This window comes from Achromobacter sp. SIMBA_011 (assembly GCF_046535435.1).
Lineage (GTDB): Bacteria > Pseudomonadota > Gammaproteobacteria > Burkholderiales > Burkholderiaceae_B > Achromobacter > Achromobacter dolens.
Genome location: NZ_JAWRWN010000001.1, coordinates 328,400 through 343,243 on the forward strand (window position 1 = coordinate 328,400; position 14,844 = coordinate 343,243).

Genomic DNA, 14,844 nt, shown 5'->3' on the forward strand with positions numbered 1-14,844 from the left:
TTCAGTAGGCACCATGGATATCCGACGAACCGTCCTCTGGATGATTTTCTCCTTCTCGCTGTTGCTCCTTTGGAACAACTGGCAGATCCATAACGGCAAACCGTCGTTGTTCGGGGCGCCCACGCCCACGGCCAGCACGACCGCCAACGGCACGCCGGCCGCCGCGAACAACGCGACGCCCTCGGTGCCCAATGCGCCGCCCGCGACCGCCACCGCCGCGCCTTCGGCCGTGCCTGGCGCCGCCGCGCCGGTGCCGACGCGCTCGGAAGAAGTGGTCGTCACCACCGACGTGCTGCGCCTGACCTTCGACACGCTGGGCGCCCAACTGGTGCGCGCCGAGCTGCTGAAGTACCCGGCCACCGGCCAGCCCGACAAGCCCACCGTGCTGCTGGACCGCACCGCGGGCCTGAACTACGTTGCCCAGACCGGCGTGGTCGGCGCCACCAACGGCCAGAATTTCCCCACCCACCAGACGCCGTTCCGCGTGGTCTCGACCGACCGCCAGATGACCGGCGACAGCCTGGTGGTGGCGTTCGAAGCCGAATCGGGTGGCGTCAAGGTCACCAAGACCTTCACGCTGCATCGCGGCCGCTATGACATCGACGTGCGCCACGACCTGGCCAACGTCGGCGCCGCCCCCGTGACGCCGGCGCTGTACCTGCAGCTCGAGCGCGACGGCAACGATCCGGCCGATACCTCCAGCTTCTATCACACGTTCACCGGCATTGCCGTCTACTCGGAACAGGACAAGTTCCAGAAGATGACCTTCGCCGACATCGAGAAGAAGAAGGCCAACTACATCAAGCAGGCGGACAACGGCTGGATCGCCGTGGTGCAGCACTACTTCGCCACCGCCTGGGTGCCGCCGCAAGGCAAGCCGCGCAACAACGAAGTGCTGGAAGTGCAGAAGAACCTGTACGCCGCCCGCACCATCGAAGCCGTCGGCGAGATCGCCCCGGGCGCCGCCGCCCGCGTCGATTCGCACCTGTGGGTCGGCCCGCAGGACCAGAAAGCCATGGCGGCGCTCGCCCCCGGCCTGGAACTGGTGGTCGACTACGGCTGGCTGACCATCATCGCCAAGCCGCTGTTCACGCTGATGACCTGGCTGCATTCCATCCTGGGCAACTGGGGCTGGACCATCGTCGCCCTGACCGTGCTGATCAAGGCGCTGTTCTACCCCCTGGCCGCCGCCAGCTACCGTTCCATGGCCCGCATGAAGCAGGTCGCCCCGCGCCTGCAGGCCCTGAAGGAAAAGTACGGCGACGACAAGCAGAAGCTCAACGCGGCCATGATGGAGATGTACCGCACCGAGAAGATCAATCCGCTGGGCGGCTGCCTGCCGATGGTGGTGCAGATCCCGGTGTTCATCTCGCTGTACTGGGTGCTGCTGGCCAGCGTGGAAATGCGCGGCGCGCCGTGGATCCTGTGGGTGCACGACCTGTCGATCCGCGACCCGTACTTCATTCTGCCCGCCATCATGATGGCCACCATGTTCCTGCAGATCAAACTGAACCCGACGCCGCCGGACCCCGTCCAGGCCAAGGTCATGATGATCATGCCGCTGGTGTTCGGCGGGATGATGTTCTTCTTCCCGGCCGGCCTGGTGCTCTACTGGTGCGTCAACAACACCTTGTCGATCGCGCAGCAGTGGTCCATCACCCGCGCCATGCAGCGCAAGACGGAAGCCGCGGCCAACCGCTGATTCCCGTTCGCGCCATGAAAAGCCGGCCCCCAGGGGCCGGTTTTTTTTCGTCCCCGTTGCGAGGGGTTTGGCGCCGATGGGCTGGAAGTCGCGCTTGTGATAGTTATTTTCAATCAAATTTTATAGATCAATCAACTTCACACTGCAAACATTGACCCCTATGATGTGTCGGAGATATCCCCCGGCCGGCAATGTCCCGGGCGGTATCCGATCACGCTGCGCGGCCCCGGCGCCGCGCATTCCAGGAATTACGTAGGGAGTGTGTCCATGACCGACAAGAAGCATCTGACCACCGCCTCGGGCGCCCCGGTGGCCGACAACACCAACACCCTGACCGCCGGTCCGCGCGGCCCGGCGCTGTTGCAGGACTTCTGGCTGATAGAAAAGCTCGCCCATTTCGACCGTGAACGCATCCCCGAACGCGTGGTGCACGCCAAGGGCTCGGGCGCCTACGGCACCTTCACCGTCACCCACGACATCACCAAGTACACCCGCGCCAGCATCTTCTCCAAGGTCGGCAAGCAGACTCCGTTGTTCCTGCGTTTTTCGACCGTGGCCGGCGAACGCGGCGCCGCCGACGCCGAGCGCGACGTGCGCGGCTTCGCCATCAAGTTCTACACCGACGAAGGCAACTGGGACCTGGTGGGCAACAACACCCCGGTGTTCTTCATCCGCGACCCGCTCAAGTTCCCCGACTTCATCCACACCCAGAAGCGCGACCCCAAGACCAACCTGCGCAGCGCCACGGCGGCCTGGGATTTCTGGTCGCTCAGCCCCGAATCGCTGCACCAGGTCACCATCCTGATGAGCGACCGCGGCATTCCGGCCAACCTGCGCCAGCAGCATGGCTTCGGCTCGCACACCTTCAGCTTCGTCAACGCCGAAGGCGAACGCTTCTACGTGAAATTCCACTTCAAGTCGCAGCAGGGCATCGCCTGTCTGACCGACGAGGAAGCCGCGCAGGTCGTGGCCCACGATCGCGAGAGCTCGCAGCGCGACCTGTTCGACAACATCGAGCAAGGCAACTTCCCGAAGTGGACGCTGAAGGTGCAGATCATGCCCGCGGCCGAAGCCGAGACCTATCACATCAATCCGTTCGATCTGACCAAGGTGTGGCCGCACGGCGATTACCCGCTGATCGAAGTGGGCGTGCTGGAACTGAACAAAAACCCGGAGAACTACTTCGCCGAGGTCGAGCAGGCCGCCTTCACGCCCGCCAACGTGGTGCCCGGCATCGACTTCTCGCCGGACAAGATGCTGCAGGGCCGCCTGTTCTCCTACGGTGACACGCACCGCTACCGCCTGGGCATCAACCATCACCAGATCCCGGTGAACGCGCCGCGCTGCCCGTTCCACAGCTATCACCGCGACGGCGCGGGCCGGGTCGACGGCAATGTCGGCGGCACGCTCAACTACGAACCCAACAGCGCGGGTGAATGGAAGGAAACCCCGTCGGCCGGCGAACCGCCGCTGCCGCTGGACGGCCAGGCCGCCGCGCGCTGGAACCACCGCGTCGATGACGACTACTACTCGCAGCCGGGCGCGCTGTTCCGCCTGATGACGCCGGCGCAGCAGGAACTGCTGTTCGGCAACATCGGCCGCCACATGGCCGGCGTGCCCGAGGAAATCCAGCGCCGCCAGTTGGAACACTTCCGCAAGGCCGATCCGGCCTACGCGGCGGGCGTGGCCAAGGCGCTGGGGCTGAAGCTGTAAGGCGGTAAGGGCCGCGTCCACGCGCGGCCGACACCCCGCGCAATACACATCGGGCGGCCCGCGGGCCGCCCGATTTCTATGTCTGTCGAGCGCTTTTCGCCGGCCTTCACGGCTTGTTCCCCTGGCGGCGGTCGCGTTTATCGCCTGCGCTTTGCTCCGGAAACCGCCGCAAGCGACTTTTCCACAGCAGGGCCGGAAAAAGTTATCCCCATTCGTCCACAGCCAATTCACAGGCAATCCACAGGATTTTCACAGGGCTGTGGATAGTCTTGCCCGGGCATGCTGTGGAAAACCCGCTTGCTAGTATTTCAGGCCCGTATCGCACAGCACCGTGGCCACCGTCGCGTCCGCACGCAGCCGACCCGAGCGCAGCAGCCTGGCGGCCGCGCATACATTGGCGGCGGCGGAATAACCCACGTACAGGCCCTCGCGCACGGCCAGCAGGCGCCGCCATTCCTGCGCCTCGTCGTCGGTGACCGCAATGCTCAGGTCCATCAGGGACGGATCCCAGTGCGGCGGCACCGCGCCATAGCTGGTGCCCTGGATCAGGTGGCGCGCCTTGGTCACCGGCGCGCCGGCCAGCACTTCGCAGCCCAGCGGCTCGACCGCCGCGCAAACGGTGGCGGCGCTGGCCGCCTTGAGCGCGCGCGCCACGCCCATGAAGGTGCAGCCGGTGCCGACGGCCGCGACCCAGCCGTCCACGGGCGCGCCAAGCTGTTGCAGGATTTCGCGGCCGGTGCCGCTTTCGTGCGCGGCCATGCATTCGACGGCGTTGAACTGGTCGACGTAGAAGCCGCCGCGTTCGCGCGCCAAAGCCGCCGCCACCTCGGCCGCCGCCTGGACGTCGGCGCCGGTGACCTGCCCGGGGGCGCCATCGACCTGCGGCACCAGCACCACCTCGGCGCCCAGTCCTTCCAGCATGCGGGCGCGGGCCGGGCTGTTGCCCGCCGACATGGTGACCACCAGCGGATGCCCCAGCGCGGCGCAGGCCACGGCCAGGCCCGCCCCCATGTTGCCGCTGGTCATCTCCACCACCGGCATGCCGGGCGCCAGGCGGCCATCGGCGCGCGCGGCCAGCAGGATGGCCTTGGCGGCGCGATCCTTGACGCTGCCGCCCGGTTGCAGGAATTCGGCCTTGGCCACGATTCGGCCGGGACCGTCGTGCGCCCGGCTCAACGTGATCAGGGGGGTGTTGCCGATGAGTTCAATGGAAGAGGTTGCCAGCATGTCGAGTCCGATAGGCGCAACCGCGCGCATCCGTGGGATGCCGAAGGCGCGGTCGATGCGTACCGGACTATTTTAGGGATGCTGGGATATCCACAGATCGGCGCGGACGCTGTCGATGGACGGGGCGGCCAGCGCGGGCGTGGGCGAGGCCAGGGCCACGACGGCCAGCGCCAATGCCACGCCCGCCGCCGTGACGGTGCGGATCAATCGTTCGCGCAGTTCAGGAGACAGACGCATGGCGTTCCTTGTGGATAAGTCGCGGGCCGGCCTAAAACGGCACGTCGCCTTCGATGGTGGTGCGGTACAGCTTGCGGCGCAGATGATCCGGCGTGCCGCCCGCCAGGTGGATCAGCGAGCGGTTGTCCCAGAACACCAGATCGTGCGGCTGCCAGCGGTGACGGTAGATGTGTTCGGGCCGCACGCTGTGCGCGAACAGTTCGTCCAGCAATTGCCGGCTCTCGTCCTCCGGCAGGCCTTCGATGTGGGTAGTGAAGCCTTCGCTCACGAACAGGGCGCGGCGGCCATTCTCGGGATGGGTGCGCACCACCGGATGCGATACCGCCTGCACCTGCGCCACCTGCTGCGCGCTCAGGTTGGGCCGCCAGTTGCCTTCCTTCTGCAACTGGCCGTACTTGGCCAGGTACGAATGCACCGCGCGCTTGCCCTCGACGGCGTTGCGCAATGCGGCGGGCAGGGTGTCATAGGCCAGGTGCATGTTGGCGAACAGCGTGTCGCCGCCTTGCGCAGGCAATTCCTGCGCATGCAGCAGCGAGCCCAGGCTGGGCAGTTCCTTGTACGAGATGTCCGAATGCCAGTACTTGCCCGCATCGCCCAGGCCGACCGGCTTGCCGTTCTCGACGATGTTGGAGACGATCAGGATCTCGGGATGATTGGCCAGGTGGAACTGGTGCAGCACGTGGATCATCAGCGGCCCGAAGCGGCGGCTGAAGTCGATGTGCTGCCGCGGCGTGATGCGCTGATCGCGGAACACCAGCAGGTGGTGGTCCAGGTGCGCCTGGTGCACGCGCTTGAAATCGGCGGACGACAGCTCGCGGCCCAGGTCCAGGCCGATGAGCTCGGCGCCCACGGGGCCCGCCAGCGGCCGCAGCTCGAACGCCAGCGCGGCCGGGGGCGGCGGGACGGGGGCGGCCTCTTCGCGCCGCACGGCGTTGCTCTGGGACATCGGTCACTCCGGTTGGCGTGGCGGCGTTGCCGCCGGCGCTGAGATCCATCCGCGGATGGATCAGGAATGACCGATTATGGAAAGCGCGCCTTGTATCTCAAACGAAGTTATCGGCGTTTGAACAAAGCCTGGCGTCATATAGAAAAACCGCCCGGGGCAAGCGGGCGGTTTGTGGCGGCAAGGCGCATAAGCAAATAACCGCATGCCTGAAGCGCCGTGGCGCGCTACTTGTGCTTGGGCAGGTAGGCCTCGACCAGCTTGACCCAATACGTCGCGCCGACCGGCAGGAGCGCGTCATTGAAGTCGTAGTTCGGATTGTGCAACTGGCACGGCCCCATGCCGTGATAGCTCTCCATGCGATGGTCGCCGTCGCCGTTGCCCAGGAACAGATAGGTGCCGGGCAGGGCTTCCAGGAAAAAGGAAAAGTCCTCGGCGCCCATGAAGGGCGGCATGTCGCGCACCACGTTCTCGGCGCCGAAGGTGTCCTCGGCCACCTGCGCGGCAAACGCGGTTTCCTTGTCCCAGTTCACCAGCGGCGGATAGGCGCGCACGAAGTCCAGCGTGCCGGTGCCGCCATACACCTGCGGCAGCGTGGTGGCGATGCGGCGCATGTCTTCCTCGATCTTGTCGAGCACCTCGACCGAATAGGTGCGCACGGTGCCGCGCAGCACCGCTTCGCCGGGAATCACGTTGTAGGCGTCGCCGGCATGGATTTGCGTGATCGACAGCACCGCTTGCTCCAGCGGATTCTTGCTGCGCGAGATCACCGTCTGCAGCGCATGCACCATGTCGGCCGCGACGATGATCGGGTCGACCGACGCATGCGGCTGCGCGGCGTGGCCGCCCACGCCCTTGATGACGATGTCCCAGCGGTTGCTCGACGCCATGGTGGGACCGGCGCGAAAGCCGAACTGGTTGACCGGCATGCCGGGCATGTTGTGGATGCCGAACACCGCGTCACAGGGGAATTTGTCGAACAGGCCGTCCTGCATCATGGCGCGCGCGCCGGCGTTGCCGCCTTCCTCGGCCGGCTGGAAGATGAACACCACGGTGCCGTCGAAATCGCGATGCTTGGACAGGTATTGCGCCGCGCCCAGCAGCATCGTGGTGTGGCCGTCGTGGCCGCAGCCGTGCATGCGGCCGCTGATGGTGGACTTGTGCGCGAAGCGGTTGTGCTCGGGCATGGGCAGCGCGTCCATGTCGGCGCGCAGGCCGATGGTCTTGCCGCCGCTGCCGCCGCGCAGCACGCCGACCACGCCGGTTTTCCCCAGCCCCGTGTGGACTTCCAGCCCCCATTGGCGCAGGCGCTCGGCCACCAGGTTGGAGGTGCGCGTTTCCTCGAAGGCCAGTTCGGGATGGGCGTGGATGTCACGGCGCAGTTCGGTCAGTTCACCGTGGGCGCGTTCGATTTCGGCTAGGGTTTTCATGGCGATGGATAGGCGGAAGGGAGAGAAGAGAACGGATGTCGTATGACAGGGTATCGGAAAATTCTCGCGCCCGTCGCCGGCCGCGTCCAGCGTTGTTACGGATTGGCGCTAGCGCGCGTCGTTCAGGTGGCAGGCGCTGAACTGCATCGGCGCCACCTCGCGCAGCAACGGCCGTTCGGTCTTGCAGCGCGGCATCGCCTGGGGACAGCGCGGATGGAAGGCGCAGCCGCCCGGCGGATCCAGCGGCGACGGCAGCTCGCCCTTGATCGGCTGGTAGCTGCGGCGCCCCGGCGTGAGCGTCGGCAACTCCTTGAGCAGCGCCTGCGTGTACGGATGGTTGGCACGCTGGAACACGGTGTCGGTCGGCGCCAGCTCGACCACGCGGCCCAGGTACATGATGGCGACGCGATCCGAGATGTGGCTGACCACGCTCAGGTTGTGGCTGATGAACAGATACGTCAGGTCCAGCTCGTCGCGCAGTTGCTCGAACAGGTTCAGCACCTGCGCCTGGATCGACACGTCCAGCGCCGCCACGGCCTCGTCGCACACGATCACCGAAGGCTTGAGCGCCAGCGCCCGCGCGATGCCGATGCGCTGGCGCTGGCCGCCCGAGAACTGGTGTGGATAACGCTGCGCGAACGCCGGGTCCAGCCCCACCTGGCGCATCAGGCCGGCGACGTACTCGGCCTTGTCGCGCGCGCGGATCAGGCCGTGCGCCACCGGCGCCTCGCCGATGATCTCGCGCACCCGCATGCGCGGATTTAGTGAGGCGTAAGGGTCCTGGAAGATCATCTGCACGCCCAGCTCGTAGGCGCGCCGCTGCGGGCCCGCCATGGCCTTCACCGCCTGGCCCTGGTAGTGCACCTCACCGGAAGAGGGCGGCAGGATGCCCGAGACGATGCGACCCAGCGTCGATTTGCCGCAGCCGGATTCGCCGACAATGCCGATGACCTCGCCCGGCTGCACGTCCAGGTCCACGCCGGCCACGGCGTGCACCACCTGCGTCTTCAAACCCGCGCCCAGCAGGTTGGCGATGCGGCCGGCCAGGTCCACGTGTTGCGTGAAGCGCAGCTCCACGCCGCGCAGCGACAGGATGGGAGCGGCGTTGCGATCGGCGGCGTTCATTGGACCTCCGGCGCGCCGGCATGCCAGCAGCGCACCCATTGCGACGGGCGCACTTCCACGGGCTGCGGTTCGGTCAGACAGGCCTCGCTGGCGCGCGGGCAACGCCCGCGGAACGCACAGCCCTGCGGCAGATTGAGCAACGACGGCGTCATGCCGGGAATCGGCACCAGCGGCCGGCCGCGCGATTCCGGCGTCGGAATCGAGGCAATCAGGCCGTGGGTGTAGGGATGCATCGGATGGCTGATGACGTCGCGCGTGCTGCCGGTCTCGACCACGCGGCCGGCGTACATCACCGACACGCGGTCAGCCAGGCCCGCCACCACCGCCAGGTCGTGGGTGATCCACACCAGGCCGGTGCCGGTCTCGCGGCACAGCTTCTGCACTTCGAACAGGATCTGCCCCTGGATGGTCACGTCCAGAGCCGTGGTGGGCTCATCGGCGATGATGACGCGCGGCGAATTCAGCAGCGCGATCGCGATCGCCACGCGTTGCCGCATGCCGCCGGACAACTGGTGCGGATAGGTGCGCAGGCGTTCCTGCGGCGACGGAATGCCGACCATCGTCAGCGTCTGCAGGGCGCGTTCACGCGCCTGTTCGCGCGATACTTTGTGGTGCGCCTGCACCGCTTCGATCATCTGCGTATCGACGCGCAGCACCGGGTTCAGCGTCATCATCGGGTCCTGGAAGATCATGGCGATCTCCTGGCCCCGCAGTTGCCGCCAGCGCGCCGGCGACGCGCCGCGCAGGTCCTCGCCGTTCAGGCGCAGTTCGCCCTCGACGATGCGGCCGGGCTCGTCCAGCAGGCCCATCAGCGAGAAGCCGGTGATGCTCTTGCCCGAGCCGGATTCACCCACCAGCCCCAGGATCTCGCCCTCGGCCAGCGTCAGGTCGACGCCATCGACTGCCTTGACCACGCCGTTGCGGGTGAAGAAATGCGTCTTCAGTCCGCGCACATCGAGGACCGGCGACTTTTCCACAGCTTGTATCTGCATCGCGTCCGCCCTCAGTTCGCGTGGCGCGGGTTGAGCACATCGCGCAGGTGGTCCCCCACCAGGTTGATGGCGATGATGGCCAGCGCCAGCGCGATGCCGGGGAAGAACGAGATCCAGTACTGGCCCGACAGCAGGTACTCGAAGCCGTTGTAGATCAGCATGCCGAGCGACGGCTCGGTCACCGGCACGCCCACGCCCAGGAACGATAGCGTGGCTTCCAGCGCGATGGCGTGCGCCAGGTCGATGGTGGCGATCACGATCAGCGGCGGCATGCAGTTGGGCAGCACGTGGCGGAACAGTACCCGCCCCCACGACAGCGACATGCAGCGCGCCGCCTCGACGTATTCCTTGCCGCGTTCGACCAATGCGGCGCCGCGCGCGGCGCGGGCGAAATAGGCCCACTGCACCACGATCAGCGCGATGATCACCTTATCCACACCCTTGCCCAGGATCGCCAGCAGCATCAACGCCACCAGGATCGCCGGGAACGACAACTGGATATCCACAATGCGCATCAGCAGCGCGTCGATGCGCCCGCCAAAGTACGCCGCGATCAGCCCCACGGTGGCGCCGATGCCGAAGGCCGCCAGCACCGACACGGTGGCCACCAGCAGGCTGGTGCGCATGCCGTACAGGATCGCCGACAACAGGTCGCGCGCCTGGCCATCGGTGCCCAGCCAGTAATGCATGCTGCCGTCGCCGCTTTCGCTGCCGGGCTTGAGCTTGGAATCCATGATGTCCAGCGATGCCAGGTCATACGGATTCTGCGGCGCGATCCACGGCGCCAGCAAGGCGGCGCCGACGATCAGCACCAGCATCACCAGGCCCAGCGTGGCCAGCTTGCTGGCGAAGAAATCGCCCACGAAACGGCGCCACGGCGTCTGTTCCCTGGCGGCGGCGGGTACGGCAGCAGTCACGGGGGCGGTCATCGGCGGCTATCCAGGCGTACGCGGGGATCCAGCACCGTATAGATGATGTCCACCACGAGGTTCAGCATCACAAGGAAGAACACGATCAGCAGCAGGTACGCCACCACCACCGGCCGGTCCAGGTTGATGATGGAATCGATCAGCAGTTTGCCCATGCCGGGCCACGAGAACACCGTCTCGGTCACCACCGCGAAGGCCATCACCTGGCCGAACTCCAGGCCCGCCACGGTGACCACCGGGATCAGGATGTTCTTGAGCAGATGCACGCCCAGCACACGCTTTTCCGACAGGCCCTTGGCGCGCGCGAACTTGATGTAGTCCATCGGCAGCGCCTCGCGCGTGGCGGCGCGCGTCACGCGGATGATCATGGCGCACTTGGCGAAGGCGATGGTGGCGGCCGGCAGCGCCAGGCTCAGCCAGCCGTCCAACGTCAGCACGCTCAACTGCAGCGAACCGATGCTGACGGTCTGGCCGCGGCCGCCGGCAGGCACCCAGCCCAGCATCACCGCGAACACCATGATGAGCATCAGGCCCACCCAGAAATTGGGCAGCGAGAATCCCAGCACCGATCCCGTCATGATGGCGCGCGAGCCGGCCGCCTTGGGCTTGAGTCCTGCGATGATGCCCAGCGGCACCCCGATCAGCACCGACAGCAGCATGGCCACACAGGCCAGCTCGACGGTGGCCGGCATGCGCTCCAGGATCAGGCGCATGGCCGGCTCGCCGGTCAGGAAGCTATTGCCGAAATCGCCGCGCACCGCCTGGCCCATGAAGATCAGGTACTGCCGCCACAGCGGCAGGTCCAGGCCAAGCGAGGCGCGGATGGCCGCGCGCTGCGCCTCGGTGGCCTCCGGACTGGCCAGCATCGATACCGGATCGCCGACCATGTAGATGCCGGCGAAGACCAGCGCCGACATGACCAGCATGACGACGATGGTTTGCAGCAGTCTTCGTACGATTGTCGCTAGCACTGGATACCGCCCGCGACGCGCGTCACTTCTTCAGCGTTGCGAACTGCGCCAGCGTGACCTGGTCGGGACGGCCCTGGTAGCGGATGTCGTTCTTCATCGCCCACACCGACAGTTCGAAGTGCACCGGCAGCATCGCGAAATCATCCATGGCGATGTTGCTGGCCTTGGACAACAGCTCGGCGCGCTTGGCGTCATCCATGGTGGACGAGGCTTCCTTGACCAGCTCGTCCATCTTGGGATTCGAGTAGCGGCTGCGGTTGGTGGTGCCCAGGCCGGCTTCCGGATTGCGCGTCACCAGGAGCGAAGTCAGCGCGTTCGACATCTCGCCGCTGGTCACCGACCAGCCGGCCAGATAGGCCGAGAACGCATAGCTGTCGCGGTTCTTGAAGAACACCGGCGGCGCCATGGCGTCGACGCTGGTCTTCACGCCCACGCGGGTCCACATCGAGGCGATCGCCTGCGCCACCTTGGAGTCGTTGACGTAGCGGCCCGAGGGCGAGCCCAGCGTGATCGAGAAACCGTTGGGATAGCCCGCTTCCTTCAACAGCGCCTTGGCCTTTTCGACATCGGCCTTGGGCGCCTTGGAGTGTTCCTTGCTGGAACCGAACATGGGGTAGGGCAGCAGGTTGCCGGCGGGCAGCGCCACGCCTCCCATCACGCGCTCGACCAGCGCATCGCGGTTGATCGCCAGCGACAGCGCTTCGCGCACGCGCTTGTCTTTCAACGGATTCTTGTCGGTGCCCTGGATGCCGGGCGAGGGCTCGGCGTACTGGTCCAGCGCCACGTACACCACGCGCACCGACGGCGTCTCTTCGACGTACAGCTTCTTGTCGCCCTTGAGCTTGGGCAGGTCATCGGTCGGGGGATCCTCGATCATGTCGACGTCACCGGCCAGCAGGGCGGCCACACGCGCCGCGGCATTGCTGATCGGGCGATAGATCACCTTGTCCCACACGGGCTTCTTGCCCCAGTAGTTTTCATTGCGCGCCAGCACGAATTCGGCGCCGCGCTTCCACGACACGAACTTGTAGGGACCGGTGCCGATGAGGCCGTCGCCGCTGTTCAATTCCGTGGTGGTCTTGCCTTCGGCCGCGGGGCCGGAGGCCGCCTTCTTCGACATGATGGGCAGTTGCGCCAAGTTCACCAGCAGGTTCGGCGCCACTTCCTTGGTGGTGATACGCAGGGTCATCGGATCCACCGCCTCGGCCTTGGCTACCGAGCCCAGATACAGCGTGAACGGCGAGGGGCTGTTCGGCACCTTGGGCACGCGGTCGTAGGTGAAGACCACGTCGTCGGCCGTGAACGGCGACCCATCGGAGAACTTGACGCCAGGCCGCAGCTTGAAGGTCCACACCTTGCCATCGACGGTCCAGGATTCGGCCAGCGCCGGCACCGGCTTGAGCTGCGCGTCGGTGGCCACCAGCGTATCGAAGATGGTCTGGGAGATCTGGGTGTTCGGCGTCAGCGCGTGATACTGCGGATCCATCGACGATGGCTCGGTCTTCAGCCCGATCACCAGATCGCGCGCCAGCGCCGAATTGAGGGTGCCGAAGGCCAATAGAACCGCTACCGAACCACAGGCCAACGCACGCGAAAACCGAGATGCCATCATGATCTCCCAGGGATGTTTCGGGTTTTAAACCTCTGGCGCACCTTAACCAGCAAACAAGGCCCCGCGCAACAGTTATATTCCCCTATTGTCCTTGCTTCGCGTTATCCCCGATATGTCCACCCACGCCCCCATCGCCGCCATTGCCACCGCCCCCGGAAGAGGCGGCATCGGCGTCGTGCGCGTTTCTGGTGCGGACCTGTCCGAATTGGTGCGTCGCCTGTTCCAGCGCGAACTCACGCCGCGCCACGCGCACTATCTGCCGTTCAAGGCGGTCGATGGCGAGCTGCTCGACGAAGGCATCGCGCTGTACTTCAAGGGGCCGCATTCCTACACCGGCGAAGACGTGCTCGAACTGCAAGGCCACGGCGGCCCCGCCGTGCTGCGCCGCGTGCTCGACAGTTGCCTGGCGGCGGGCCGCGACCTCGGGCTGCGGCTGGCCGAACCGGGTGAGTTCACCCGCCGCGCGTTCCTCAATGACCGCATGGATCTGGCGCAGGCCGAAGCGGTCGCCGACCTGATCGAAGCCTCGTCGGTGGCGGCCGCGCGCGGCGCCATGGCCTCGCTGTCGGGCGACTTCTCGGCGCGCGTCAACGACCTGTCAGACCGCATCATCCACCTGCGCATGCTGGTCGAGGCCACGCTCGATTTCCCCGAAGAGGAAATCGACTTTCTCGAGAAATACCAGGCGCGCCCCACGCTGGAAAAGCTGGCCGGCGACCTCGGTCATCTCATCGCCCAGGCACGCCAGGGCGTGATCCTGCGCGAAGGCCTGCACGTGGTGCTGGCGGGCCAGCCCAACGTCGGCAAGTCGAGCCTGCTGAACGCGCTGGCCGGCGACGACGTCGCCATCGTCACCCCGATTGCGGGCACCACGCGCGACAAAGTGGTGCAGCAGATCCATATCGACGGCGTGCCGCTGCACATCGTCGACACCGCCGGCCTGCGCGAAACCGAAGACACGGTGGAGAGCATCGGCATCGCCCGCAGTTGGCAGGAAATCGAACGCGCCGACGTCATCCTGCACCTGCAGGACGCCACCCAGCCGGGCGACGAACTGGACGCGCAGATCACCGCGCGCCTGCCGCCGCGCACGCCGGTGTTGAAGGTTTTCAACAAGGTGGACCTGTTATCCGCAGCATTTACCGCGGGCCCCGGCGAACTCGGCATTTCCGCCAAGCGCGGCGCCGGCCTGGACGCGCTGCGCGCCGAATTGCTGCGCATCGCCGGCTGGAACCCCGGCGCCGAATCGCCCTGGCTGGCGCGCGAACGGCACCTGCACGCGCTGCAGGACGCCGCCGATCACCTGGCGCTGGCGGCCGAGCACGCCGAACAGGACGACCGCGTGCTGGACCTGTTCGCCGAGGAATTGCGGCTGGCGCATGACAGCCTGTCGAGCATCACCGGGAAGTTCACCAGCGACGATTTGCTGGGCGAGATCTTCTCGAGCTTCTGCATCGGGAAGTAGCGCTCATGGCCGCTCCCGCCAGCACACCTCACCGGATCCGCCTGGCGACGGTCGATGATCTGGCGGCGGTCGAACGCATCGTCCACGACGCCTACCGTCATTACGTGGCGCGCATCGGCGCCACGCCGGGACCGATGCGCGACGATTACCACCTGCGCATCGCGCAGGGCCAGACGCAGGTGCTGGAAGACGAGACCGGCATCCAGGCCGTGCTGGTCCTGGTGCGCGAAGCGGATTGCCTGTTGCTCGACAATGTGGCGGTGTCGCCTGGCGCGCAAGGGCGCGGCTATGGCCGCGCGTTGATGCAATGGGCGGAAATCGCGGCGCGGCGGGCCGGGTATCGCCGCATCCGGCTCTACACGCAGGAGGCGATGAGCGAGAACATCGCCATCTATCACCGCTACGGCTATGTCGAAACGCATCGCGCCGAAGAGATCGGCCTGAAGCGCGTATTCATGACTAAAAGCCTGGATTGACCGATCCACAATAAGCGAGCAA

13 protein-coding genes are annotated in these 14,844 nt (G+C 66.3%); 4 read left to right on the forward strand and 9 right to left on the reverse strand.

What is annotated here, in order from left to right:
• Positions 1-13: 13 nt before the first annotated feature.
• On the forward strand, positions 14-1,702 hold the full coding sequence (gene yidC, locus SB816_RS01545) for a membrane protein insertase YidC (protein ID WP_410546442.1): 1,689 nt from the start codon (positions 14-16) through the stop codon (positions 1,700-1,702).
• A gap of 267 nt (positions 1,703-1,969) precedes the next feature.
• Positions 1,970-3,415 carry a catalase gene (locus tag SB816_RS01550; protein ID WP_049077346.1) on the forward strand — a complete coding sequence of 482 codons (1,446 nt, stop codon included), beginning with the start codon at positions 1,970-1,972 and terminating at the stop codon, positions 3,413-3,415.
• Between the two features lie 300 nt (positions 3,416-3,715).
• Here SB816_RS01550 and SB816_RS01555 read toward each other — a convergent pair whose 3' ends face one another.
• From SB816_RS01555 to SB816_RS01595, 9 genes are all read right to left on the reverse strand, one after another.
• Complete coding sequence (locus tag SB816_RS01555) at positions 3,716-4,642, reverse strand: PLP-dependent cysteine synthase family protein (RefSeq protein WP_049077340.1); 927 nt, start codon at positions 4,640-4,642, stop codon at positions 3,716-3,718.
• A gap of 72 nt (positions 4,643-4,714) precedes the next feature.
• Positions 4,715-4,879, reverse strand: coding sequence for a hypothetical protein (locus tag SB816_RS01560; RefSeq protein ID WP_162876564.1), 165 nt, complete (start codon positions 4,877-4,879; stop codon positions 4,715-4,717).
• 31 nt (positions 4,880-4,910) lie between these two features.
• Positions 4,911-5,825: a TauD/TfdA dioxygenase family protein gene (locus tag SB816_RS01565; protein WP_144656239.1), complete on the reverse strand. Its 915-nt coding sequence runs from the start codon at positions 5,823-5,825 to the stop codon at positions 4,911-4,913.
• Between the two features lie 224 nt (positions 5,826-6,049).
• The gene (locus tag SB816_RS01570) at positions 6,050-7,252 is read right to left on the reverse strand and encodes a M20 aminoacylase family protein (RefSeq protein WP_144656236.1); all 1,203 of its coding nucleotides are present in this window, start codon (positions 7,250-7,252) and stop codon (positions 6,050-6,052) included.
• 108 nt (positions 7,253-7,360) lie between these two features.
• Positions 7,361-8,377, reverse strand: a complete 1,017-nt coding sequence (locus tag SB816_RS01575; protein ID WP_081273599.1) for an ABC transporter ATP-binding protein — start codon at positions 8,375-8,377, stop codon at positions 7,361-7,363.
• Positions 8,374-9,369, reverse strand: a complete 996-nt coding sequence (locus tag SB816_RS01580; RefSeq protein WP_054504527.1) for an ABC transporter ATP-binding protein — start codon at positions 9,367-9,369, stop codon at positions 8,374-8,376. The genes SB816_RS01575 and SB816_RS01580 overlap by 4 nt, the downstream gene beginning before the upstream one ends.
• An 11-nt stretch (positions 9,370-9,380) precedes the next feature.
• A complete protein-coding gene (locus SB816_RS01585) occupies positions 9,381-10,298 on the reverse strand; it encodes an ABC transporter permease (RefSeq protein WP_006389547.1) in 918 nt (305 codons plus the stop codon).
• Positions 10,295-11,269 carry an ABC transporter permease gene (locus SB816_RS01590; RefSeq protein ID WP_006389548.1) on the reverse strand — a complete coding sequence of 325 codons (975 nt, stop codon included), beginning with the start codon at positions 11,267-11,269 and terminating at the stop codon, positions 10,295-10,297. Before SB816_RS01590 ends, SB816_RS01585 begins: the two co-directional genes overlap by 4 nt.
• A gap of 22 nt (positions 11,270-11,291) precedes the next feature.
• Positions 11,292-12,878, reverse strand: a complete 1,587-nt coding sequence (locus SB816_RS01595; RefSeq protein WP_049077332.1) for an ABC transporter substrate-binding protein — start codon at positions 12,876-12,878, stop codon at positions 11,292-11,294.
• Between the two features lie 115 nt (positions 12,879-12,993).
• Here SB816_RS01595 and mnmE point away from each other — a divergent pair, with 115 nt between their 5' ends.
• Positions 12,994-14,346: a tRNA uridine-5-carboxymethylaminomethyl(34) synthesis GTPase MnmE gene (gene mnmE / locus SB816_RS01600; protein ID WP_410546443.1), complete on the forward strand. Its 1,353-nt coding sequence runs from the start codon at positions 12,994-12,996 to the stop codon at positions 14,344-14,346.
• Positions 14,347-14,351: 5 nt separating this feature from the next.
• Positions 14,352-14,822, forward strand: coding sequence for a GNAT family N-acetyltransferase (locus SB816_RS01605; protein WP_064527393.1), 471 nt, complete (start codon positions 14,352-14,354; stop codon positions 14,820-14,822).
• Positions 14,823-14,844 lie beyond the last annotated feature (22 nt).

Bases quoted from the DNA above. Each gene is read 5' to 3' on its own strand.
- SB816_RS01565 (WP_144656239.1), bottom strand. From the start codon at position 5,825: ATGTCCCAGAGCAACGCCGTGCGGCGCGAAGAGGCCGCCCCCGTCCCG.
- SB816_RS01585 (WP_006389547.1), bottom strand. From the start codon at position 10,298: ATGACCGCCCCCGTGACTGCTGCCGTACCCGCCGCCGCCAGGGAACAG.
- SB816_RS01605 (WP_064527393.1), top strand. From the start codon at position 14,352: ATGGCCGCTCCCGCCAGCACACCTCACCGGATCCGCCTGGCGACGGTC.
- mnmE (WP_410546443.1), top strand. From the start codon at position 12,994: ATGTCCACCCACGCCCCCATCGCCGCCATTGCCACCGCCCCCGGAAGA.
- SB816_RS01570 (WP_144656236.1), bottom strand. From the start codon at position 7,252: ATGAAAACCCTAGCCGAAATCGAACGCGCCCACGGTGAACTGACCGAA.
- SB816_RS01595 (WP_049077332.1), bottom strand. From the start codon at position 12,878: ATGGCATCTCGGTTTTCGCGTGCGTTGGCCTGTGGTTCGGTAGCGGTT.
- SB816_RS01555 (WP_049077340.1), bottom strand. From the start codon at position 4,642: ATGCTGGCAACCTCTTCCATTGAACTCATCGGCAACACCCCCCTGATC.
- SB816_RS01575 (WP_081273599.1), bottom strand. From the start codon at position 8,377: ATGAACGCCGCCGATCGCAACGCCGCTCCCATCCTGTCGCTGCGCGGC.
- SB816_RS01560 (WP_162876564.1), bottom strand. From the start codon at position 4,879: ATGCGTCTGTCTCCTGAACTGCGCGAACGATTGATCCGCACCGTCACG.
- SB816_RS01580 (WP_054504527.1), bottom strand. From the start codon at position 9,369: ATGCAGATACAAGCTGTGGAAAAGTCGCCGGTCCTCGATGTGCGCGGA.
- SB816_RS01550 (WP_049077346.1), top strand. From the start codon at position 1,970: ATGACCGACAAGAAGCATCTGACCACCGCCTCGGGCGCCCCGGTGGCC.
- yidC (WP_410546442.1), top strand. From the start codon at position 14: ATGGATATCCGACGAACCGTCCTCTGGATGATTTTCTCCTTCTCGCTG.